Origin of the sequence: Novosphingobium rhizosphaerae (assembly GCF_050920675.1) — a bacterium.
In the GTDB taxonomy this organism is placed as follows: Bacteria; Pseudomonadota; Alphaproteobacteria; order Sphingomonadales; family Sphingomonadaceae; genus Novosphingobium; species Novosphingobium rhizosphaerae.
In genome coordinates, this window is the sequence record NZ_CP137862.1 from 593,394 (window position 1) to 615,963 (window position 22,570).

The following is a 22,570-nucleotide window of genomic DNA, read 5'->3' on the forward strand; positions in this document are numbered from 1 at the left end:
ACGTTGGGACAGGGCCATTCTTTCGCTGCCGGAGCCACGCCCATGCCGCTTGTCGATGCCTTTGACCACATCGTGCTCAACGTTCGCGACGTGGACGCCGCTGCCCGCTGGTATGGCCAGGTGCTGGGCATGGCGCGCGAAGATCGTGCCGCGCCCGGCGGCGCCACCCGCACGGCAATGCATTTCGGCCACAACAAGATCAACCTGCGCCCGATCACGGCCACGCAGGAAGACTGGTTTACCGGCCTTTCGCCCTGTCCGGGCAGCGACGACTTGTGCTTTCTCACCCAGCAAAACCCGGAAGCCGTGATCGCCGATCTGGCCCGGCACGGCGTCGCGGTGGAACTTGGCCCGGTGACCAGGGCGGGCGCGCGCGGCCCGATCCGTTCGGTCTATGTGCGCGACCCCGATGGCAACCTGATCGAGATCGCGTCCTATCCTTAAGCGCCGCGCACCAGCCCCGGCCCGTCAAGTTGCACCACTGGCACGATCCCGCCAGTCGGACGCGGCGGCAACGTCACAGTCAATCCATCGTCATCCTGGCGAAACGGCACTGCCCCGCCGCCCAGCAGGCGGGCCGAGACGACCTGCCCCTGCGCGCGCGGCAGCGATGCAATGCGCACGGGCGCATCGGGCCACACCAGCATCGCGGCAAACAGCGCGCCGCCCTTGGTGGTGAAACGAATGTCCTGTGCGGTGAACGCGCCGGCCTTGTCTTCGGCCATCAGGCCGGTGTCCAGCTTGGTCGGCCCTTCGCCATAGCGGCGCCACGGGCGGCTGCCATGGATCATCGCGTCGCCATGCACGGCCATCCACGCCGTGATGCCGTCCAGGATCTTGTCTTCCTCGCCATCATACGTGCCGTCGCCGCGCAGGGGGATCGACAGCAGGAGGTTGCCGTTCTTCGATACCACGTCGAGCAGGCGCTGGATCACCTGGTGGGCTGGCACATAAGATTTCTGCTCGAACCGGTCGCGGTTGTAATGCCAATCGCCGATGCAGGTGCAGGTCTGCCAGGGGCGCGGGCGGATGTCGGCAGCAAAGCCGCGCTCCACGTCTTCCACCACCGCGCGTTGCTGGTCATCGCTCAGGCGCTTGGCGGTCAGCACCACGTCGGGCGCGCCGTGCCAGGCCGTGGCCTGGTTGTAGTAATGCGCCAACGCATCGAGCCCGTACTGCCCGAACGGCAGGCTGTAATCGTCGAAATAAACCATGTCGGGGCGATAGCGCTCCACCAGGTTCTTTTGCCGCGCCAGCCAGCGCGCGGCAAAGGCGGGATTGGTGGGGGGAATGTTTTCCAGCCACTGCCCGTCGTTGGCATCGTGCCACTTGCCCATTGCGGCCTCGGTGGTGATGCCATCGGGCGGGGCCATGTTGGGGCCGGTATAGAGCGCCTGCGGATCAAGCCCCTGCCACCAGGTGCCCTGACCATCCTTGCTGCGCAGCTTCCACGCGTCATAGCGCTGCCCGGCGCGCGGCCCTTCCGCGTCATAGCCATAGGCCGTCTGCCACCAGTGCCAGGCATGGCTGGCATGGTTGGATACACCGAATTTCAGGCCCTGGCTGCGCGCGGCCTTTTCCCAGCCGGCGATCAAATCGCGCTTGGGGCCCACGCGCGTGCTGTTCCACGCGTGGTGATCGCTGGCAAACAGGTCGAGATTGTCGTGGTGGCAGGCCATCGCCATGAAATAGCGCGCACCTGCCGCCTTGTAGCGGCGCACCAGGAAATCAGGGTCCCAATGCTCGCCACGCCATTGGCCGATCACGTCGATAAAGCCATGGTCGGCCGGATGGCCATAAGTCTTGACGTGATGCTTATAGGCCGGCGTGCCCGGAATATACATCGACCGGCCATACCAGTCGCCGCGTTCGGGCTGGCATTGCGGCCCCCAATGCGCCCAGATGCCAAAGCGCGCGTCGCCAAACCACGCCGGCACGCGGTAGCCATCGGCCAGCGTGTTCCAGTCGGCCTTGAGCGTGCCGGCTTTTCTGCCTTGCGCTTTGGAAATACCCCCGAGAGCGAGCGCGGCGGCGCTGCCGCTGAGCATGGTTCGCCGGCTCGCCATCAGGGTTCGTTGCGTCATCCGTGTATCACCTCGATCGGGGGGCGAGCACCCCTGCCCACACCTTGCGGCCATTCCAGATTGCCGGCTTTGTCGTTCCAGTGCAAAATGGTCTTGCCAGATGAAGATGATTTATAGTCGTTTGTGATACCATTGTCATCATAAAGCATGGCTTCGCCATCCGCCCCGGCGAACACGCGCAATTTGGCGATGCCTTGCTTTTCGGCGGTGGACAGGATCGGCGTGCCCAGCGGCACCACGCTGCCCGCGCGCACGAACAGCGGAATATGCGCGATCGGCGCATCCGCCTCGATCGTCTGGCCACCGCTGAACTTGCGACCGGTCCACCAGTCATACCAGTCCGTGCCGCTGGGCAGATAGACCGGCCGGTGCGTCTGGCCCTGCTTCGTGACCGGCGCCACCAGGAACGCGGGGCCGAACATGTACTGGTCCTTCACGGCCAGGGCCTGGGCATCGCCCGGAAAATCCATGAACAGCCCGCGCATGATCGGCGCACCCGTGTCATAGGCATGGCGCGCGGCGGCATAGGTGTAAGGCAGCAAGGCATAGCGCAGGCGCAGCGTGTCGGCCAGGATCGCCTCGGCCGCAGGGCCATATTGCCACAGCGCGGTGCCCGGCCGCTGGCCATGGATGCGCAACGTGGGGGTAAAGGCGTTGTACTGGAACCAGCGCACGAACAGTTCGGGATAGTCCTTGTAATCGGGCGCCATGGCCGTGGCCCCGGCCGGATCGACCAACGGCGCGGTCGTGGCTTCGCCCGCGCCGCCCGGCCACTGCCAGCCACCAGTGTCGCTGCTCCAATACGTCAGGCCCGAAGCCGCAGCGTTGATGCCGGTGGGAATCTGGCGCTGCAAGGCTTCCCAGGTCGCGTCCACGTCGCTCGACCAGAACAGGCAGCCATTGCGCTGCGCCCCCAGGTACGCCGCGCGGCACAGGATCAGGTTGCGCTTGTCGGGGCGGTCCTGCGCAGACCCTTCGGCCACGCTCTGTGTGTGCAGCAGCGGGAACAGGTTGTGATAGCGGTCACCCGAGCCGATCGAATAGAAATAGCCGTCGGGCACCAGATCCGGCTCGGTCTCGTCCAGCCAGGTCCAGTCGAAGCCCTGGCTCAGGATATTGTCGCGCACCTGGCTCCAGAACCACTTGCGCGCGGCCGGCACGGTGGGGTCGATCAGCGCACCGGCGCGATCGGCGCGGATCGGCAGACCATCGACCGGCTTGCCGTCCTTGTCGTGCAGCAGCCAGCCCTTGGCGGCGAGCATATCGAAGTTCTTGGAAACCTTTTCGAACCGCGGCCACACGCTGATCAGCGAGCGCATGCCCATGGCATTGAGCTGGGCGTTCATGCCCTTGGGATCGGGAAAGGCAGCGCGATCGATATCGAGGTTGCCCAGCGCGGTCCAATAGAACCAGTCGAGCACCATGACATCGAGCGGCAGGTTGCGCGCACGATAGCCCTTGGCGATATCGAGCAGTTCGGCCTGCGTCTCATAGCGCGCCTTGGATTGGATCAGGCCCAGCGCGGCCTTGGGCGGCAGTGGCGTGGCCCCGGTCAGGCGGGCATAGCCGGCATAGATCTCGTCGGTGGTCTTGCCCGTGATCAGGAAAAAGCTGACCCGTTCGCCCACGTTGGATTGCCAGCGGGTCTTGCCATTGACCCCGGCCGAAACCGTCGTGGCCGAGGGATTGTCCCAGACGATGCCATAGCCCTTGCTCGTCACCATGAACGGCACGCAGACGCTTTCGCCCTCGGGCGCGTCGTAATTGTGGCGGCAATCGATGGTGCGGCCGCGCAAGTCGGCAAAGCCCTGCTGGTTCTGGCCCAGGCCCCAGAAATGCTCGTCCGCAGTGGTCGAGAAACTGGCGCCGACGCGGAACGTATGCTCACCCGCCACGTCGTGCGGGCTCATTTCCCAGCCGTTCATGCGGGTCAGCGTAGCGCCGCCGGGACGGCCGAAGCCGATCGTGACATTGGGCAGCGAGGGTGCGAAATAGCGCTCCATCATCGTGGGCGCCTTGGGCCAGGGCTGCGCATCCACACGCACTTCCAGGTCGCCGGAGCGGAACACGTCGGCACCGTTCTCGCTGGCGCGCGTCCACCCCGCCGCATCGGGCTTGGCATTGGGGCCTTCACCCGGGTCCGCGCGGACGAGGTCGGGATCGGTGGCGATGGTGACGCGCACGATATTGGGCGCATAAGGTTCGATGCTCACGGCCGCGCCGTTGCGATCGAGCACGGCCAGGGGAGCGGCCAGCGCGGGAATCGCGCAGCCAGCCTGCAGCAGCAGCGCGAGCGTGAAAGTACGTGCCTTGGCCTTCATGCAAACGGTCCCTTCCCGTGTCGTTGCGTCTTTGTGTTGTTGCTGGCCGCGTCGCTCGCGCGGCACTTGTTGTGATAGCGCTATCATTAAAACACCTCGCGAGGCTTTGCAACAGCTTCTGCGGATTGTCGTGCGAAGCCCCGGCGTTTCAGCCCAGCGCCATCTGGCGCGGCGCCTGGCCCATCTGCGCCAGATGAGTGCGCTGCGTCGGCATGGCATCGGCTGCCTTGGCGATCAGCTGCCGCATCCCGCGCAACAGCTTGTCCAGGTCGGTCGGGCGCAGGCTTTCGGTCAGCGGGTCGTGGCCGTGCGGCATGATCCCCTGGCCCAGCATCACCGCAAGCCAACTGGCGTCCTGGAACAAGTCGCTCTCGCGGGAAAGCAGCCGCCCGGTTCGGCGGAACATGGCGATCTTCTCGGCCAGGGTATCGGGAATCGGCTGCGTGGCGCAGTGCCGCCAGAAAGCATCGTCGTGCCGGGCATTGGCGTGATAGTGCAGCACCAGGAAATCGCGAATACGATCATATTCGTTGATGATCTGGCGGTTGAACTCGCCCATCGTCATCGGATCGAAATCCAGGTCGGGAAACCAGTTCAACAGTTTTGCAACCGCGATCTGGATGAGATGGATGCTGGTCGATTCCAGCGGTTCGAGGAATCCGGCCGAAAGGCCGATGGCCACGCAGTTCTTCGCCCAGCTTTGCGCGCGCCGCCCGGTGGTGAAGCGGATCGGGCGCGGATCGGCCAGCGGCTTGCCCTCCAGGTTGGCCATCAGCGCATCATGGGCCTGATCGTCGCTCCAGAATGCCGCGCTATAGACCATGCCATTGCCCATGCGATGCTGCAGCGGAATGCGCCATTGCCAGCCCGCTTCATGCGCGGTGGATCGCGTATAGGGTCGGTCCAGGTCGATGCTGTCGGTCGGCACCGCCAGCGCGCGATTGCAGGGCAAGTAATGCGTCCAATCCACGAATGGCACGCCCAGCGCCTCACCCAGCAACAGGCTGCGCAAGCCCGTGCAATCGATGAACAGATCGCCTTCCACCAACCCGCCATCGTCCAGGCGCAAGCCTTCGATATGGCCGCTTTCGCCGTTGAGCACGACGTCCTCGATCAGCCCCTCGCGGCGCACCACCCCGCGTTGTTCGGCCATGCTGCGCAGATGCTGGGCATAGAGTGCAGCGTCGAAATGATAGGCGTAGGAAAACGTCGAGAACACCGACCGTGGATCGCTGTCGAGCTTGCCCATCTTGCCCGAATAGGCGGCCTTTTCGTTCAAGGAAAAGTCCCCGAACGGCGTCGTGTCGCCCAATGACTGGGCACGCAGCCAGTGCTGATGAAAATTCGTGCCGGCAAAATCGTTGCCGTAACGCCCGAACGGATGAAAATAGCGGTGGCCACGGTTGCGCCAGCCGGCAAACTCGATGCCCAACTTGAACGTCGCTTTTGTGGCCTGAACGAACTCGGCCTCGCCCAGCCCGATGATCTGGTTGAACGACAGGATCGGTGGAATGGTCGCTTCGCCCACGCCGATCGTGCCGATCGTTTCGGATTCGATCAGGGTTATCGCACAGCGATGCGGCGCAATCGTGCGCGACAGCGCCACGGCCGCCATCCAACCCGCAGTGCCTCCCCCGGCAATGACGATCGAACGGATATGCCGGGGTGCGGTGTCGCTATCCACCATGTCAAGCTGCTGCCTTGCAATTGCGGTCGAGATAGACCTGGTGATCGGGCGCGGCCCTGCCCAACCGGGCCATGTCCTCGCGCCGGCGCGCCATGCTGGCGCGCAGGGCCTCGACCGGCAACGCGTCGATCAGGGGATCGTGCCGCCGGGGTAGAAAGCCATTGCCCAGCAGGATCGCGGCCCAACTGGATTCAGAATAGGATTCCCCGTCCAGCAGCGGCACGCGGCCGGTGGCGCGCCAAGTGTCCAGCTTGTGACGCAGCGTATCGGGCAGATCCATTGCGCGCGCGGCTTGCCACATCGGCTCGGGCCGCTGCGAAACGCAGTAATGCGCGATGATGAAATCGCGGATGCGGTCCCATTCCGCGCCGCACACACGGTTGTATTCGGTGCATACCGCCGGATCGAAATGACGATCGGGGAAAAACTCCAGCAGGCGGCCGATGCCATTCTGGATCAACTGGATGCCGGTTGATTCGAGCGGTTCGAGAAACCCGCTGGCAAAACCCAGGGCCACGCAATTGTGCCGCCAGAACGCTTCGCGCCGCCCGGCGGTGAAGCGGAAACGGCGCGGGGTTGCCAGCGGCGCCCCGGCCAGGTTGGCCAGCAGCGTGGCCTCGGCCTCGTCATCGCGCATGTGGGCGCTGGCATAGACCACGCCGTTGCCTTCGCGATGCTGCAAGGGAATGCGCCATTGCCAACCCGCCGCCAGCGCGGTGGATCGGGTAAACGGCGCGGGGGCTTCGGCTCTCGCGCAGGGCACGGCGATCGCGCTGTCGCACGGCAACCAGTGCGACCAATCGACATAGGGCGTTCCCAGCCGCCGGCCGATCAATTCGGCCGCAAAACCGGTGCAATCGATGAACAGTTCGCCATCCACCACCTGCCCGTCGGCCAGCACCAGTGCCCGGATGTGGCCGGTTTCGGCATCGAGCGGCACATCCACCACGCGGCCTTCGACGCGAACCACGCCGCGGCTTTCGGCAAGACCGCGCAAATAGCGCGCATAGAGCACGGCATCGAAATGATAGGCGTGGAGATAACGCGGCTGGCGCGGATCGGTCGGCATGAACTTGCCGCGTCGTGCCAAGGCATAAGGCGCGGAATAATCGTCAATCGGGGCGGTGTCGCCGGCCCGATGCAGGCGCAGCCAGTGCTGGTGCGGGGCAATACCGTCGATCGGCTCGCCATAATCGCCAAAGCCATGGAAATGGGTGTTGCCCGCCACGCCCCAGTCGCAAAATTCGATGCCCAGCTTGTAGCTGGCCTGGGTCGCCTGCATGAACGCGTGCTCGTCCACGCCCAGCGTTGCGTTGAAATGGCAGAACAGCGGCACGGTGGCCTCGCCCACACCCACCGTGCCGATCTCTTCGGATTCGACCAAAGTGATGTGCACGGTGCGCGGATCGAGCTTTTTGGCCAGCATGGCCGCCGCCATCCAACCGGCCGTTCCACCGCCCAGGATGGTGATCGATCGGATGGCTGCTTCGTTCATTGGTGCCTCCCCCTGCCTCGGCCGGTCATCCCCGCGCCTGCCTGGGGCAGCGCGGGGAGATAACCAGAGCCCAAGCCCGTGGGCAAGATGCTAGCTGATCAGAACTTAGAACGGATCAGGAAAGCGATGTGGCGATCGGTTTCTTCCCAGGCATAGCGCGGGTGCAGGCTGGCCGGACCAACGTCGATATAGGTCTTGGCCTTGAGCAGGTTCTGCGCCTGCAGGCCCACCTTCACGTTGCTGTTGACGTCCACGATGAACGAGGCGTCGAGCTGGCCATAGGCTTCGTTCCACACCGGCTGGTTGACGTTGGCGCCGTTGGCATTGGCCAGGTATTCCGAACGCCAGTTGTAGGCAAGGCGTGCCGAAACCCCATACTTTTCATAGAGCAGCGCCGCGTTGAACGAATGCTTGGACAGGCCCTGCATCGGCAGGTCGCCCGGCAGCAGGCTGCCCGGGGCAAGCTGCGGGTTCGCCGGGTTGCGACCGCCGGTGCTCTGGATGAAGGTATAGTTGCCGTTGAAGCCCAGGCCCGACAGTGCGCCCGGCAGGCTGTCGAAGAACATGGTGTAACCCGCTTCCACGCCCTTGATCGTGCCATGCCCGCCATTGACCGGAATGTTGACCTGGAAATCCTGGGTCACGCCATTGCGCGTCAACGTAACGGTGCTGGCCTGCGGGCTGATATAGTTGGTAACGTCCTTGAAGAACGCTGCCAGCGTCACCGCGTTGGCCTTGCCGAAGTAGTATTCGAAGCTGGCGTCGAAGTTCCACGCGCGGATCGGCTTGAGGTAGGGATTGCCACCCGTGAGCGTGCGCGGCGCCGTGACGGCAGGCGTATAACCGTCGGACTGGAAGCTGAAGTTGTACGTCTGGTTGGCCTGGAGATCGGTAAAGCTCGGGCGATAGATCGCCTTGCCCACCACAAAGCGCAGGATGGTCTTGTCGTTGAGATAGAACCGCGAATTGAAGGTGGGCAGCACGTCGGTATAGCTGTTGCGGGCATCGACCGGCGTCTTGCTGCCATCGCCCACGAACGTGGCGGCATTGACCAGCGCCTGGCACGCTGCCGCGCCGTTGGCCGCGACGCACGCGGCCGCCGTTTGCGAGTTGGACGAGGACGAATTGAGCGTGGGCAGGAAGATCGCGCCCACCGCGGTGGTGCGGGTGCGGATCACGCGGACGCCGATGTTGCCATCAAACCGGCCGAGCAAGCCACCTTCGTCACCAAAGCGCGCCATGGCATAGCCGGCCAGGGTCTTTTCGGTCTGGGTGTTGGTGCCATAGGCGTTGTTCGAGCCGGCGCTGCCGTCGAACGCAGCGTCGGTCAGCGGCGACCAGCCGCCATTGCCGCTCTGCGTCGTCACCAGATACTTGTAGGCATTGGCCGCGCCCTTGTCGAGCAAGCCGCTCTTGGCGAACCAGCCGCCCGGCACGCTGACATTGCCGCCCATGAAGTTGTTGAAATTGAGCCGCGTGGTCTGGCCGGTCAGGCCGACGTTCCCAGGATCCTGGTCGAGATAGACCGGCGTGCCGCCACCCCAATAGGCGGTGCTGAGCAGGCCCCAGTTATAGTTGGTCGACTGCGTGACCAGGTCCTTGGACGTGTTGCGGAAACCGACCTTGAACGCCTTGAAGAAGTTGCCCTCGTCAAGCGTATAGGTCACGTCGGCCCGCTCTGCCCACGAGGACGCGCGGTTGTTCTCGTTGTGCTGCATGGCAGCCAGCCAGAAATAGTTGGCCGGATCGTTCAGGCTCAACCCGTTTTCGATGAAATTGAGGCTGGGCGTCTTGCCGGTCAGGTCGAATGACACTGAGGGGCGATTGCCGTTGAGACCGAACCCGTCAAACGCCGTCAGGCTGTAGACGCTGGCGTGCGAATTGACGTGATCGACGTCCACGCTCACCGTCAGGTGATCGGTCGGCGTCCAGAACATGCTGCCATAGAATTCGCGCGTCACCTTGTCCTGCTGGCCGACGCGGGTGTCATAGGTGAGCTGTGCGTTGGTCAACGTGCCGGTGGCCAGGGTATGTTGCGGCCCGGTAAAGGTGAAGCTGGGATCGAGGGCGAAGCCACCGTTCTGGTCGTTGATCCCCACAGCGTTTTCGGTGTCGCGCGGCGTCACCTTGGCGACCATGCCTTCGAACGTGAAAAGCAGGCTGGACGAAGGCTTGATCTGCAGCACGGCGTCATAGGAGTGGCGCACCTGCGTCCATTCTACCGAGCGATAGCCCAAGCCACTGGGCAGCGCCACGGTGGTGCCGGCGGGCAGGCCCGATTGCGCCGACGTCAGCGTCGTGGTGCTGATGGAACCGGTCTGGATCGCGTCGGTGCGGTTGCCGGTCTTGCCGGTGGACGCCGACAGCTGCAGGCCGATTTCCGTGCCGCCGGGCGTGTCCCAGCGGTGGCTGATCACGGCGTTGCCGGAGAAGAAGCCTTCCTTGCGCTTGTCGGCATAGTTCCAATCGCCCGAAACGGCGATGAAGTTCTTGGAATCGAGCGGCTTGCGCGTGCGCAGGTCGACGATACCGGCGATCCCGCCTTCGACCATATCGGCCGACGGCGTCTTGTAGACGTCCACCGCACCCATGAGGTCGGGCGAGACGTCTTCAAAGCTCAGACCACGGCCGCTGTTGGCCGAGAATACGTCGTGCCCATTGATTTCGCTGCGCGTCCACGAGAGGCCACGAATGAACACGCCGCCGCCTTCGGCCGGGACACGGCCGGGGTCGCTGCCTTCGAGCGTGTTGACGTCACCGGTACGCTGGATGGTGATGCCAGGCACGCGCTGAAGGGCTTCCGACACGGTACGATCGGGCAGGGCGCCGATGTCCTGAGCGGAAATGGAATCGACGATCACCTGCGAATTGCGCTTGGTGTTGAGCGCATTGCTCAGCGAGCCGCGAATACCGGTAACAATGATCGAGGGGACGCTGGGTTCTTCGGCCGCTTCGGCCTTGTCTGCAGCAGCTTGCGCGGCTTCCTGCGCGTGCGCGGACCCTGCCGCAAGCGACGCGGCCATCACCAGGCTGGAGGTGACAAGGAACCCGATCTTACGTGTGTTTCGGCGCGTGCTGCGCACAACAACTTGGTGCATAACCCCTCCCAATTGCAGGCTATATTTGAAATTTCGACGAATTTTTAGACATTTACAGGCCGCGTGGACCCCAAGCCCGACACGACCGCTGCCAAGAACTGGAACTGAACCCCCGATTTCCTCTCCTGATTGCGCCGCGTTTCCGTGCACATCATCAGCGTTAACGCTACCATTACACCGCATGATTCGCAAATCCGATTATCAACAAATCGACACATTCGGCCCCTGGCGGCGAGGGTGGGTGCGAAGGCATCGGAAACGAGCGATTTTTCTGCTTCGCATCATTTCTTTATTTTCAATACTTTGGAATTATAATATCAATGAGATAAGGGCGTTTCGCACCCCACCATGGTGCATTGCGATAGTGCGCAAAACGCCCGCAAAAGAGCCCTTCGAGGGGGCCTTGAAGTGTTGCACAAGAGCAACGGACAAAACTGTATTTTTATTCCAATTTGGTTTTCCGCGCTGCCTGCTGCGCGTTACAACGCGCGATAGGCGAAGTCGCTGAAGCGCACCTGGCCCGTACCGGCGCTGTAAAGCCCGACCTTGAGGCTGAGAAAGCCGCCGAAGGTGTTGTGATGCATGCCCGAAACATCCATGCGCAAACCGTGCAGCGCCCAGGTATGTCCCCCGTCGTGTGACAGCCAGAACGTCACGATCTGGTCCTGGCTGGTCAGCCTGACGCGCAGCGGCCCGGCGGGCAAAGGTGCACGAGCCCAGGCCATCTCCTGCGCATATTGCCACAGCTTGGCGACATCGGCGGTAAAGCCCAGCCCCACGAAGGCCTGGTGGTTGTAGAACAGCAGCAGCCCGCCTTCGCCGCCATCGTGCCGTTCGATCGTCACCTCCACGGCAAAGGCACGATCCGGCACGACCATGGTCAGCGGGCTGCTGTCCGCCGGCGTCTTGCCGCTGCCGGCCAGCACCAAGCCGGCACCGGGGCGCGCCACGCGGTCCATCTCGTGCGGGGAAGGTTCGTGAAACGCCCATTGCAGGCCAAAACGATCGTGGGCGAAATCATCCGACAGGGCCATGCCGGATGGACCGGCGCGCCCACCACGCGGCTTGGGCAAGGGGCGCGAAAGATCGCCCCCCGTTGCCTTGGGCCAGCCTTCGGCGGTCCACACGATCGGTTCCAGCAAGGTTTGCCGGCCCAGCGTACGATAGCCATTTTCATAGCCGTGATAGATCATCCACCAATCGCCGCCCGGCCCTTCCACCATGGTGGCATGCCCGCGCGACCACCACGGCTCGCCTGCATCGACCGTGCGCACAATCGGATTGTGCGGGCAATGCTCCCACGGGCCGTGCACCGAGCGCGAACGCGCCACGATGACCATGTGCCCGGTGGGTGGCCCGGCCGTGCCGCCCACGGCCGTGGTGATATAGAACCAACCGTTGCGGCGCAGCAGCTTGGGCCCTTCGGGCGAAAAGCCTTCCACGATCCAGTCCTGCGGATAGACCCACGGCGCATAGGCCGGCTCCAGCGGCCCGGCGGTGGAAAGGCCATCGGGCGCCAGGCGGATCTTGCGAATGCCGTTGACGAAGAGATAGCGCTCACCGTCTTCGCCCACCACGTGCCCCGGATCGATGCAGCCGGGGATGTTCAGATCCACCGGGTCGCTCCATGGCCCTTCGATCCGCTCGGCATGGATCGCATAGATCGACCAGCGATCGCCATCAGGCGCGGCGGGTATGTAGATGAAATAGCGCCCGGCATGCTTGCACAGGTCCACCGCCCACACGGTCCCGAGCGGCTTGTGCAGGGCTGGGCCGACCGGCGCCCAATTCACCAGGTCGGTCGATTTCCAGATGATGAGGCCCGGATAGGAATAGAACGACGAAAACGTCATGTAATAGGTATCGCCATCCTTGAGCACGGTGGGATCAGGATGATCGCCGCCAAGGATGGGATTGCGATAGGTGCCGTTGCCCAAGTCGGCACGGCGCTGCCCTTCCTGCCCACGCGCCCACGCCGGTGCGGCAGCGGCAGGGTGGCACGCGGCGACCGCGCCGGGTGCTGCGGCCCATGCCGAGGCGGCGACGGGCAACCCGGCCGGAACCAATCCGGCAACGGCGAGGGCCTTGAACGCATCGCGGCGGGTCGGATCGGTCATCGGCACGGCTCCCATGGCGCGCGCCGGTCTGCCAGCCAGCCGGGCGCTTTTACCTTGGTAGCGCTATCAACAGCGATATGCCCGGTCAAGCCGGCCGATGTCAGGCCGAAACGGCAACGCCGGTATCGGACTGGCGCAAGACCAGCGAGAAATCCACGCGCACGTGGCGCGGCGTACGCGCCTTGGCATCGAACACGCTGTCCACCAGCAGGCGCACCGCCTCGCGCGCCATGTCGGCGACGGGCTGGCGCGCGGTGGTGAGTTCAGGCCAGACATTGGTGGCCGAGGCGGTATCGTCGAACCCGCAGACCGAAAGCTGGCGCGGCACGTCCAATCCCATGCGATGCGCCGCCGCGATCGTGGCGGCGGCCATGTCATCGTTGCTGGCAAAGATCGCCGAGGGCCGCTCGTCCAAAGCCAGCAATGCCAGCGCGCAATCCATGCCGGAGCGGAACGTGAAATCGCCGGTGGTTTCCAGGCGTCGGTCGGCGTCGATGCCCGCGCTTTCCAAGGCACGGCGATAGCCGTTGCGGCGCAGGGCGCTGGCCGTCTGGTTGGGCGCGCCACCGATAAAACCGATGCGCTTGTGCCCCAGGGCAATGAGGCGCGCCGTCAGGGCAAAGGCGGCGGCTTCATCATCGATGGTCACGGCGTGGGCCAGCGGCGAGGGCGCACCCGTGGCCACTTGCGCCATGACCATGCCCGCCCGGTTGATGCATTCCAGCAGCAGCACGTCATCGGAAAGCGGTGGCGGCAGCAGCACGGCATCCACCCGATGCAGCAACAGCTTGGCAGCCAGCGCATCGCGGCTCGCCTCTTCCTCGAAATGTTCGACCAGAAGCTGTGCGCCCATGGCGTTGGCCTGTTCGGTCGATCCCACCAGGAATTCGCTGAGATAGGCGGCGCTCGGGTTGGAATGGAGCAGGCCGATGCGGCATTGCCGCCCGCCGGCCAGGCTGCGCGCGGCCAGGTTGGGCACATAGCCCAGCTCGGCAATCGCCTTTTCCACTTTGGCCCGGGTGGTTTCGTGAACCTTGGGATCGCTGTTGACGACCCGCGACACGGTCATCGGCGAAACCTGGGCGAGACGCGCCACGTCGGCAACGGTGGGCCCGCGCGCGCCCCTGCGCTGGCCCCGCTTTGCGCGCCCATTGTCCTGCTCTGCCATCTTCCGGCTCCTACGCGCGGCTCCGGCGCCATGCAAGCAAAACAACGCTTGCGCGCGTCTGCTTGGTAACGCTAACTATTGCATTCCGTGTCGGACGAAGCAAGCGCCGCCGCCATCGAGATCGGGATCAGGATGCACCGCAAGACCATCAGTTTCACCGCCTGCCTGCTTGCGGGCGCACTGGCTGCCAGCCCTCCCGTGGCGGCTGCACAAGACACGGCAACCCCTGCTGCCGCGCAGGCCCATCCCGCGCTATGGCCTGCGGTCAAAAGCGGCCTGGCGCTCGATCCCGCGACGGAGCGGAAAATCACCGCGCTGCTGCGCGCGATGAGCCTGGAGGAAAAGATCGGCCAGATGATCCAGGCCGATCTTTCCACCATCCGGCCCGATGACCTGCGCCGATACCCCCTGGGCAGCATCCTGGCCGGCGGCAGCACGCCGCCGCTCGATGCGCCCGATCGCTCCCCCGCCGGGCCATGGGTGGCCACCGCCCGCGCCTTTCGCGCCGTGGCGATGGAGCGGCGGCCGGGCCACCAGCCCATCCCGCTGATGTTCGGCATCGATGCGGTCCACGGCAACAACAACGTGGTGGGCGCCACGCTTTTCCCGCACAACATCGCGCTCGGTGCAGCGCAAGACCCCGATCTGGTCCGCCGCATCGGCGAGGCGACAGCGCGCGAAACCGCCGCAGCCGATATCGACTGGGCGTTTGGCCCGACGCTGGCCGTGCCACAGAACGATCGCTGGGGCCGCACGTTCGAAGGCTATTCCGAACGGCCCGAAATCGTGCGCGCCTATGCCGGCGCCATGGTGGAAGGCCTGCAGGGCAAGCCGGGCGCCGACAACCGCATCCAGACCGGGCACGTGGCGGCCAGCGTCAAGCATTTCCTGGGCGATGGCGGCACCACCGACGGGGTGGACCAGGGCAACACGCAAGTGCCCGAAAGCGAACTGATCGCCATTCACAACGCTGGCTACCCCAACGCCATCCGCGCTGGCGCAATGACAGTCATGGCGTCGTTCAACAGCTGGAACGGCCAGAAGATGCATGGCAATCGCAGCCTGCTGACCGATGTGCTCAAGGGGCGCATGGGCTTTACCGGGTTCATCGTGGGCGATTGGAATGGCCATGCCCAGGTGCCCGGCTGCAGCAACGTGGATTGCCCCGCCAGTTTCAACGCCGGGCTCGACATGGCGATGGCGCCTGACGGCTGGAAAGGCCTCTTCGACAACACCCTGCGCGAGGTGCGCAGCGGACAGATTCCGATGGCGCGGGTGGATGACGCCGTGCGCCGCATACTGCGCGTGAAATTTCGCCTTGGCCTGTTCGATCCGGCCCGGCCGCTCGCGGGGCAGGATGGCGTGCTGGGATCGCCGGCCCATCGCGCCCTGGCACGCGAGGCGGTGCGCAAGTCGCTCGTGCTGCTCAAGAACGACGGCGTGCTGCCGGTGCGCGCCAACGCGCGCGTGCTGGTGGCGGGCCCTGCCGCCGACGATATCGGCCTGCAATCGGGCGGCTGGACACTAAGCTGGCAGGGCGAAGGCAACACCAACGCTGATTTTCCCAATGCCCAATCGATCTATGCCGGGATTGCCCAGGCGGTGAAGGCCGGTGGCGGCAGCGCCACGCTCAGCCGCGATGGCACATTCACGCAAAAGCCCGACGTGGCGATCGTCGTCTTTGGCGAAACCCCCTATGCCGAGGGTGTGGGCGACGTGAAAACCCTGGAATTCCAGGCCGGCGACAAGCAGGCGCTGGCCCTGCTCAAGCGGTTGCGCGCGGCGGGCGTGCCCACCGTCTCGGTCTTCCTCTCGGGCCGCCCGCTGTGGGTGAACCCTGAGCTCAACCAATCCGATGCCTTTGTCGCCGCCTGGCTGCCGGGCAGCGACGGCGGCGGCATTGCCGATGTGCTGGTCGGCACCGCGCAAGGGGCGCCGCGCAGCGATTTCCAGGGGCGGCTGTCGTTTTCCTGGCCCAGGACGGCAGGCCAGTTCACCCTCAACCAGGGCAAGCCGGGCTATGATCCGCTGTTTCCGCTGGGCTATGGCCTGGGCTATGCCCACGGCGGCAAGGTCGGCGCGCTCGACGAAGCACCGGGGCTTGATGCCGGGGCGGCCAATACCACGCTGTTCCTGAGCCGCGCGATGGCGCCCGCACCGTTCAAGCTGGACCTGGCGCCCGGCCTCGACGCCCGCAAGGTCGATAGCGCGACCACGCAGGAAGGCGCGTTGCGCCTGGCCTGGAAGGCGGGCCAAGAGGGCGCACTGCGCGTGCGTGGCGCACCGCTGAACTGGATGCGCGAATTGAACGCGCAAATGGTGCTGCAACTCACATATCGGGTGGAGCAGGCGCCGCAAGCGCCGGTCACTCTGGAACTGGCGGCCCATGGTTCAGCGGCCGGCGTGCCGCTCAACGGCGTGCTCGCCCCCGCCGATGGCCAATGGCACACCCTGCGCGTGCCGCTCTCATGCTTTGCCGCGCGCGGGCTCGACATGAGCAAGGTGGACGAAGTGCTGGGCCTTGCCAGCACTGGCCCCTTTGCCATCGCCCTGGCCGAAGCGCGCCTGTCGGGCGATCCCACCGGCGCGGTCTGCCCCAAGGACTAGACGCATGAACGCATACCCGCCCCTTCCCTCGAGGGGCGCAGGCGCGGCCGGCCGGGCCATCCACCCGGCCGGTCGCGTTCGCTGTCACGGCAAAGGCATCGTGAACGGTGCAACCGGGCTGGCATCGGCGTCGAACAGGTTCGCCACCGGGCTGTCTGCCCAGAGATAGCGCAGGCTGGCATCGCCTGCCTGCGTCGCCAAGACGACCGTTTCCGCCCCATCCAGCCGCGCCGCCGCATAGCGGCAATGGGCCGCCGCATCGCACAGTTCAAAGCCGATCGGCACACTATCGCCGATGACGCGCAAGGGCCGGTTGAAACGCAGCCGCAGCGTGGCGCCGTCACGCCCGGCCTGGGGCAGCGCCGCCACGTCCTTGCCGGCAAGCGCCAGGGCCAGGCGATGGCCCACCGGCTTCTTGCGCGTGGGGTGGATATCGTCGGGATCGCCCACGTCGATTGCCACGGCCAGCCCTGCTTCGGCATCGGTGGCAGCCACCTCGCGCTGCGCCTCGCGGATCTGCGGCCAGAACGCCGCAACCGGACCAGTGGCGAGCGGGCCATAGCCGGCGATCTGCACGATACCGAAACGGCGGGTAGAAAACTGGCTGCGCCAGGCGGCAATCAAGCCGCGCAGCAAAGCGCGATAGCCCTGCGCATCGCCGGCGTTCGATTCCCCCTGGTACCAGGCGATGCCCGCCAACGGATAATCGCCCAGTGGCGCGATCATGCCGTTGTACAGCGTGGTAAGGCCGCTCGCGGCGATCCATGGCGGCATCGGCACGCGGCCGGAACCGCCCAGCGGTGCCCCCTGTACCACAGTCCAATCCTTGAGCGGCAGCGCCGGGCGGCCGGCCAGTTCCAGCGCCGGGGGCGCCGCGCCATGCAGCCCGCCGCCGCCGCCGCTGTCGAGTACGTTGACCGTGATCGTATTGGCCCCGGTGCGCAACACGCCGGGCGCCAGGGCATAGCGGCGCTGGTTGTTCCAACCCACGTCTGCCCCGACCACGCGCCCGTTCACCAGGGTCTGGTCAATATCGTCGGCCACGCCCAGGCGCAGCGCCTGCACGGCGCCCGCCTGCTGCCTGGTCAGTTGCACCGTGGCGGTGTAGGTGGCCGTGCCATCGAACTGGGCGAACGCGGGATCGCCCCATTCCTCCCACACCCGCGAAACATCGGCGGGGCGGCCCGCTCCCTGGCGCACCGTGCGCGCAAAATAGCCGCCAAGGCGCTCGCTCCACGCCGCCTGGGCGGCCGCAGGATCGCGCCGACGCAGTGCCAGCAAGGCCAGTTCGTCGGTATACGTGCCCAAGCGCTGGGCAGCGGCTTGCGGCAGCCAATCCTCGATGATCGATCCGCCCCACGAGGCCGCGATCAGGCCTACCGGCACTTTGCGCGTCGCCTGGAGATCGGCCCCCATGAAATAGCACACGGCCGAAAAATCGGGCACGCTCGTCGGCCCTGCCTTTGCCCACGCCACCGGCGCGCCGAATTGCGCCTGGGGCGCCAGGCTGCTTTGCTTGGGCACGTTGAACAGGCGCAAGTCGGCATTGGCGCTGTTACCGATCACCGTATCGGCATTGGTGGCATGGCGCAGGGTGAATTCCATGTTCGATTGCCCCGAACACAGAAAGACGTCACCAAACGCCACATTGGCCAGGTGGGCCTGCTGCCCGGTGGACGCGGCAAAATGCAGGACATGGCCGGTGCCGGCGTCATGCGCGGGCAGCGCCACCTGCCAGGTGCCATCGGCGGCCACGGTGGCATCCTGGGCCACGCCATCATCCAGCCGCACATGCACAACGCTGCCCGGCTCGCCCGTGCCGCGCAATGGTGTCGGCACGCCGCGCTGGAACACGGCGTTGTCGGTAAGAATCGGTGCCAGGGCAAAGGGCGCGGCCTGCGCCAGCGTGGGCGCGGCGGCGAGCGCCAGGGCCAGCGCGCCGCAAGACACGCCGAAGGGCGCCAAGCGCAATGAAAAACCAGGGTGGAACATGCCCGGCAAGGCTCCTCTCGATGCTCGGCACGCGCCCGACGGGGTGTGCGCCGCGTTTTTGATGGTGTATTGTTAGCGCTATCTTGACGGCAATTCGAGCGCAATTTATGCCCTGCCGCAAGGAAGCGAAATCCAGCGCAAAAACCATAACCCGCCGTGCCCCGCAGCCGGCCAGGGAAGGAGAGAGACATGCCCGCAACGTGCCCCGCGCGAAGGACCATGGCCGCCTTGGGCGCTACCGCCGCAAGCCTTGCCCTGTCCATGCCGGCTCATGCCCAGGGACCGGCACCCGCCGCCGCCACCGCAGCGCCCGTTCCGCTGGCGAGTGGGCCCTATCACTGGCAGACCGTGCCGTTCGGCGCGGGCGGGTTCATCGACGGGTTCCTCTATCATCCCCGCCAGCCCGGCATCCTCTATGCCCGCACCGATATCGGCGGCATGTATCGCTTTGATTTCGAAAGAAAGCGGTGGCTGCCCCTGCTCGATCACCTGGGCCATGACGATGGCGATCTGATGGGCGTGCTCAGCTTTGCCGTCGATCCCCAGGCGCCCGATCGGATCTATGCCGCAACGGGGCTCTATCTTTCACAATGGAGCCGCAAGGGCGCCATCCTGCGTTCCGACGATCGCGGCCGCACCTGGCAGAAAACCGAACTGCCGATCGGCGTGGGCGGCAACAGCGATGGCCGCGGCTCGGGCGAGCGGCTGGCCGTCGATCCGCGCCAAGGCGACGTGCTCTATTTCGGGTCGAACCGCGACGGCTTGTGGAAAAGCACCGATCGCGGCCGCAGCTTTGCCCGCACCGGCGCCAGTGTCGCCGGGTTCAGCCTGGTCGCGGTCGATCCCGCCGTGGCCAACCAGGTCTGGGCCGGATCGACCGACGGCACCGGCGCGCTGGTGGTGAGCCGCGACGGCGGCGCCAGCTTTGCCCCCGTGCGCGGTTTGCCCGCGCTGGTGCCCCAGCACCTGGTCTTCGGCCCCGACGGCAGCCTCTACGTGACGTTCGCCGGCGGCGACCAGGCCAGCACGCTCAACCCCGCCAACGTCAAGACCGGCGCGGTGTGGAAGCGCGACGGCAAGGACGGCGCGTGGCACGATATCACCCCCACCCCGCCCGCTCCGGGCCTGCCCGGCGGCTTTTCCGGCATCGACCTGTCGAGCGATGGCACCCTGGCGGTATCGACCATCGATCGCTGGGCACCGGGCGACGATATCTACCTTTCGCGTGACGGCGGCGCGCATTGGAACGCCTTGTCCACGCACGCACGCCACGATCCCAAGGGCTATCCCTGGCTGGTCGACTACATGAAGGGCGAGGATCGGATGGGCCATTGGATGGCCGATCTCAAGTTCAATCCGTTCAAGCCCGACGAACTGGTCTATGGCACCGGCTATGGCCTGTGGATGAGCCGCAACCTTGCCAGCGCCAAGGGCCAGGAGCCGGTGCAATTCGATTTCACCGTGGCCAACCTGGAAGAGGCCGCCACGCTGCAGATGGTCTCGCCCACCGGCGGGGCGGCAATCCTCGCCGCGTTCGGCGATGTCGGCGGCGGTGCCTGGGAAGACCTGGCGCGCACGCCGCCGCGCAAGGGCCTGTTCACGCCCGCCAGCGAAACCAACTTCAGCATCGATTATGCCGGCCTCAAGCCCGGCAACCTGGTCCGCCTGGTCGATCGCGCGCCCACCCACGGCTATGTCTCGGCCGACGGCGGCGCCAGCTGGACCCCGTTCGGCGCTTCTGCCTGGCAACCGCCGGCACCTGGCGAGCCATGGCGCGGGCTGGGCGTGGCGGCCATTTCGGCCAAGGCTACGTCGCTCGTCTGGGCGCCGCAAAAGGATGGCCTCTATTTCTCGACCGACATGGGCCGCACCTGGAAGCCTTCGTCCGGGATCACTGCGCGCGCCGATGATTCCTACCTGCCCGTGGCGGACAAGGCCGCCGACGGCATCTATTATGTCTATGATCGTGCGGCATCCGCCGTGCTGGCCAGCGGCGATGGCGGCGCCACGTTCAAGCCGCTGATCGAAGGGCTGCCCAAGCTTGAATCCTGGCAGCAGGGCCGCCTGGCGGTGGTGCCAGGCCGCGTGCGCGATCTGTGGCTGGCACTGCCGATGGGCCTGTTCCATTCGCCCGACAGCAAGACCAAGGTCACCCAGAACCGCAAGGTGACCGAGGCCTGGCTGGTCAGCTTTGGCGCGCCCACGGTCAAGGATGGCTACCCGGCGGTGTTCCTGTGGGGCAAGGTCATGGGCCAGGAAGGGCTGTGGCGGTCCGACGATGCCGGCGCCAACTGGGTGCGGATCAACAGCGCAGACCAGCAGTTCGGCACGCTGCGCGCGATCGCGGGCGACATGCTCGATCCCGGCACGCTCTACCTCGCGCCCCACGGGCGCGGCCTGGTCGTCGGCATGCCGGCCAACAAGCCGCTGCCCGCGCCGGGCGCACCGCAGGCCAATGCCGTGCCGGACGGGCCGCCGGCCGTGCGCCAGATCGCCATCGATGCGGCGCGCGATGGCGGGCCGATCGATCGCTTCTTCGATCTCTCGATCGGGTCGGACTACCCCGGCACGCTGCGCCGCCCGGAAAACATGGCGCAGCTCAAGATCGCGAGCGACGAACTGGGCTTCCGCACCATCCGCTTTCACGACATCTTCCACGATGCGCTGGGCACGGTAAAGCGCGTTAACGGCAAGATCGTCTATGACTGGACCGCGATCGACGCACTCTACGACGATCTCAAGGCGCGGCACTTGCGCCCCTTCGTCGAACTCGGCTTCACCCCCGATGCGATCAAGACCTCGGACCAGACGATCTTCTATTGGAAGGGCAACACCTCGCACCCTCAGCCGGGGCCGTGGCGCGATCTGGTCGACGCCTTCGTGCGCCATGCGATTGCGCGCTATGGCCGGGAGGAAGTGCGGCAGTGGTTTTTCGAAGTGTGGAACGAGCCCAACTTGGCCGGCTTCTGGGAAAAAGCCGATCAACCGGCCTATTTCGACCTCTATCTGCAAACGGCACAAACCATCAAGGCGATCGACCCGCAGCTGCGCGTGGGCGGTCCTTCGACGGCAGGCGCGGCGTGGGTGCCCGAACTGCTCGCCTATGTGAAGGCCAAGGGCGGCGCGATCGATTTCGTCACCACGCACACCTATGGCGTGAACGGCGGTTTCCTCGATGAAATGGGCAAGGACGATACCAAGCTCGATCCGTCGGCGCAGGCGATCACGGGTGACGTGCTGCGCGTGCGCCAGCAGATCGAGGCTTCGCCCTTCCCTGGCCTGCCGCTCTATTTCACCGAATGGAGCACCAGCTATACCCCGCGCGACCTGGTGCACGATTCCTATGTCAGCGCGCCCTATATCCTGTCCAAGCTAAAAGCCGTGGAAGGCGCGGCGCAAGGGATGAGTTATTGGGTCTATTCCGATCTGTTCGAGGAACCCGGCCCGCCGACGACCGAATTCCACGGCGGTTTTGGCCTGATGACCAAGGACGGCATCCGCAAGCCCGCGTGGTTCGCCTACAAGTATCTCCATGCCCTGCAGGGCCATCGCGTGCCGTCGGCCGACGGGCAAAGCAGGATCGCCAGCGATGGCCGCAAGATCACCGCGCTGGTGTGGGATTTCCGGCAGCCGGACCAGCCCACCAGCAACCGCAGCTTCTTTGGCAAGCTGGTGCCCAATGCGCCGGTCGCGCCGGTGCGCCTGGCGTTCAACCACCTCAAGCCGGGTCGTTATCGCTATACCCTGCATCGCACCGGCTATCGCGCCAACGATGCCTATTCCGCCTATATCGACATGGGGGCCCCGGAACAGCTCACCCCGGCGCAGTTGGCCAGCCTTCAGGCCCAGGCACAAGACAAGCCGGAAGCGAGCGAGATGGTCACCGTTGGCAGCGATGGCGCCTTCGTGCGCGAAGTGCCGATGCACAGCAACGACGTGGCGCTCGCCACGCTCGAACCCCAGGGCTAGGCCCGGTTCTCACCAGCGGGCGGGTGGCGCAG

The 22,570-nt window shown here is 65.6% G+C and carries 11 protein-coding genes; 3 read left to right on the forward strand and 8 right to left on the reverse strand.

Features of this window, described 5'->3' with window-relative positions; all coding sequences use genetic code 11:
* Window positions 1-42: 42 nt before the first annotated feature.
* Window positions 43-444 carry a VOC family protein gene (locus R9J51_RS22425; protein WP_179562929.1) on the forward strand — a complete coding sequence of 134 codons (402 nt, stop codon included), beginning with the start codon at window positions 43-45 and terminating at the stop codon, window positions 442-444.
* Here R9J51_RS22425 and R9J51_RS22430 read toward each other — a convergent pair.
* From R9J51_RS22430 to R9J51_RS22460, 7 genes are all read right to left on the reverse strand, one after another.
* On the reverse strand, window positions 441-2,066 hold the full coding sequence (locus R9J51_RS22430) for an alpha-L-fucosidase (RefSeq protein ID WP_432788047.1): 1,626 nt from the start codon (window positions 2,064-2,066) through the stop codon (window positions 441-443). The two genes, R9J51_RS22425 and R9J51_RS22430, sit on opposite strands and share 4 nt — an antisense overlap.
* 14 nt (window positions 2,067-2,080) lie before the next feature.
* Complete coding sequence (locus R9J51_RS22435; RefSeq protein ID WP_179562925.1) at window positions 2,081-4,405, reverse strand: glycoside hydrolase family 31 protein; 2,325 nt, start codon at window positions 4,403-4,405, stop codon at window positions 2,081-2,083.
* A gap of 148 nt (window positions 4,406-4,553) precedes the next feature.
* Window positions 4,554-6,092: a tryptophan halogenase family protein gene (locus R9J51_RS22440; protein WP_179562923.1), complete on the reverse strand. Its 1,539-nt coding sequence runs from the start codon at window positions 6,090-6,092 to the stop codon at window positions 4,554-4,556.
* A gap of 1 nt (window position 6,093) precedes the next feature.
* Window positions 6,094-7,587 (reverse strand): tryptophan halogenase family protein, encoded by a 1,494-nt coding sequence (locus R9J51_RS22445; RefSeq protein ID WP_179562921.1) that lies wholly within the window; start codon window positions 7,585-7,587, stop codon window positions 6,094-6,096.
* Window positions 7,588-7,685: 98 nt separating this feature from the next.
* Window positions 7,686-10,610: a TonB-dependent receptor gene (locus tag R9J51_RS22450; protein WP_179562919.1), complete on the reverse strand. Its 2,925-nt coding sequence runs from the start codon at window positions 10,608-10,610 to the stop codon at window positions 7,686-7,688.
* A 554-nt stretch (window positions 10,611-11,164) separates the two neighbouring features.
* Complete coding sequence (locus R9J51_RS22455) at window positions 11,165-12,802, reverse strand: family 43 glycosylhydrolase (RefSeq protein ID WP_179562917.1); 1,638 nt, start codon at window positions 12,800-12,802, stop codon at window positions 11,165-11,167.
* 100 nt (window positions 12,803-12,902) lie between these two features.
* Window positions 12,903-13,970, reverse strand: a complete 1,068-nt coding sequence (locus R9J51_RS22460) for a LacI family DNA-binding transcriptional regulator (protein ID WP_168557191.1) — start codon at window positions 13,968-13,970, stop codon at window positions 12,903-12,905.
* 132 nt (window positions 13,971-14,102) lie between these two features.
* Here R9J51_RS22460 and R9J51_RS22465 point away from each other — a divergent pair, with 132 nt between their 5' ends.
* The gene (locus tag R9J51_RS22465) at window positions 14,103-16,577 is read left to right on the forward strand and encodes a glycoside hydrolase family 3 protein (protein ID WP_179563111.1); all 2,475 of its coding nucleotides are present in this window, start codon (window positions 14,103-14,105) and stop codon (window positions 16,575-16,577) included.
* 84 nt (window positions 16,578-16,661) lie between these two features.
* On the opposite strand, the gene R9J51_RS22470 is transcribed toward R9J51_RS22465, so the two are convergent.
* On the reverse strand, window positions 16,662-18,569 hold the full coding sequence (locus R9J51_RS22470; RefSeq protein ID WP_218847465.1) for a sialate O-acetylesterase: 1,908 nt from the start codon (window positions 18,567-18,569) through the stop codon (window positions 16,662-16,664).
* Between the two features lie 2,460 nt (window positions 18,570-21,029).
* Between R9J51_RS22470 and R9J51_RS22475 the strand changes: the two genes are divergently transcribed.
* Entirely contained in the window at window positions 21,030-22,538 is a 1,509-nt protein-coding gene (locus R9J51_RS22475; RefSeq protein ID WP_432788083.1) for a GH39 family glycosyl hydrolase, read from the forward strand.
* Window positions 22,539-22,570: the final 32 nt, after the last annotated feature.

Bases quoted from the DNA above. Each gene is read 5' to 3' on its own strand.
- R9J51_RS22425 (WP_179562929.1), top strand. From the start codon at position 43: ATGCCGCTTGTCGATGCCTTTGACCACATCGTGCTCAACGTTCGCGAC.
- R9J51_RS22430 (WP_432788047.1), bottom strand. From the start codon at position 2,066: ATGGCGAGCCGGCGAACCATGCTCAGCGGCAGCGCCGCCGCGCTCGCT.
- R9J51_RS22435 (WP_179562925.1), bottom strand. From the start codon at position 4,405: ATGAAGGCCAAGGCACGTACTTTCACGCTCGCGCTGCTGCTGCAGGCT.
- R9J51_RS22440 (WP_179562923.1), bottom strand. From the start codon at position 6,092: ATGGTGGATAGCGACACCGCACCCCGGCATATCCGTTCGATCGTCATT.
- R9J51_RS22445 (WP_179562921.1), bottom strand. From the start codon at position 7,587: ATGAACGAAGCAGCCATCCGATCGATCACCATCCTGGGCGGTGGAACG.
- R9J51_RS22450 (WP_179562919.1), bottom strand. From the start codon at position 10,610: ATGGCCGCGTCGCTTGCGGCAGGGTCCGCGCACGCGCAGGAAGCCGCG.
- R9J51_RS22455 (WP_179562917.1), bottom strand. From the start codon at position 12,802: ATGACCGATCCGACCCGCCGCGATGCGTTCAAGGCCCTCGCCGTTGCC.
- R9J51_RS22460 (WP_168557191.1), bottom strand. From the start codon at position 13,970: ATGGCAGAGCAGGACAATGGGCGCGCAAAGCGGGGCCAGCGCAGGGGC.
- R9J51_RS22465 (WP_179563111.1), top strand. From the start codon at position 14,103: ATGCACCGCAAGACCATCAGTTTCACCGCCTGCCTGCTTGCGGGCGCA.
- R9J51_RS22470 (WP_218847465.1), bottom strand. From the start codon at position 18,569: ATGTTCCACCCTGGTTTTTCATTGCGCTTGGCGCCCTTCGGCGTGTCT.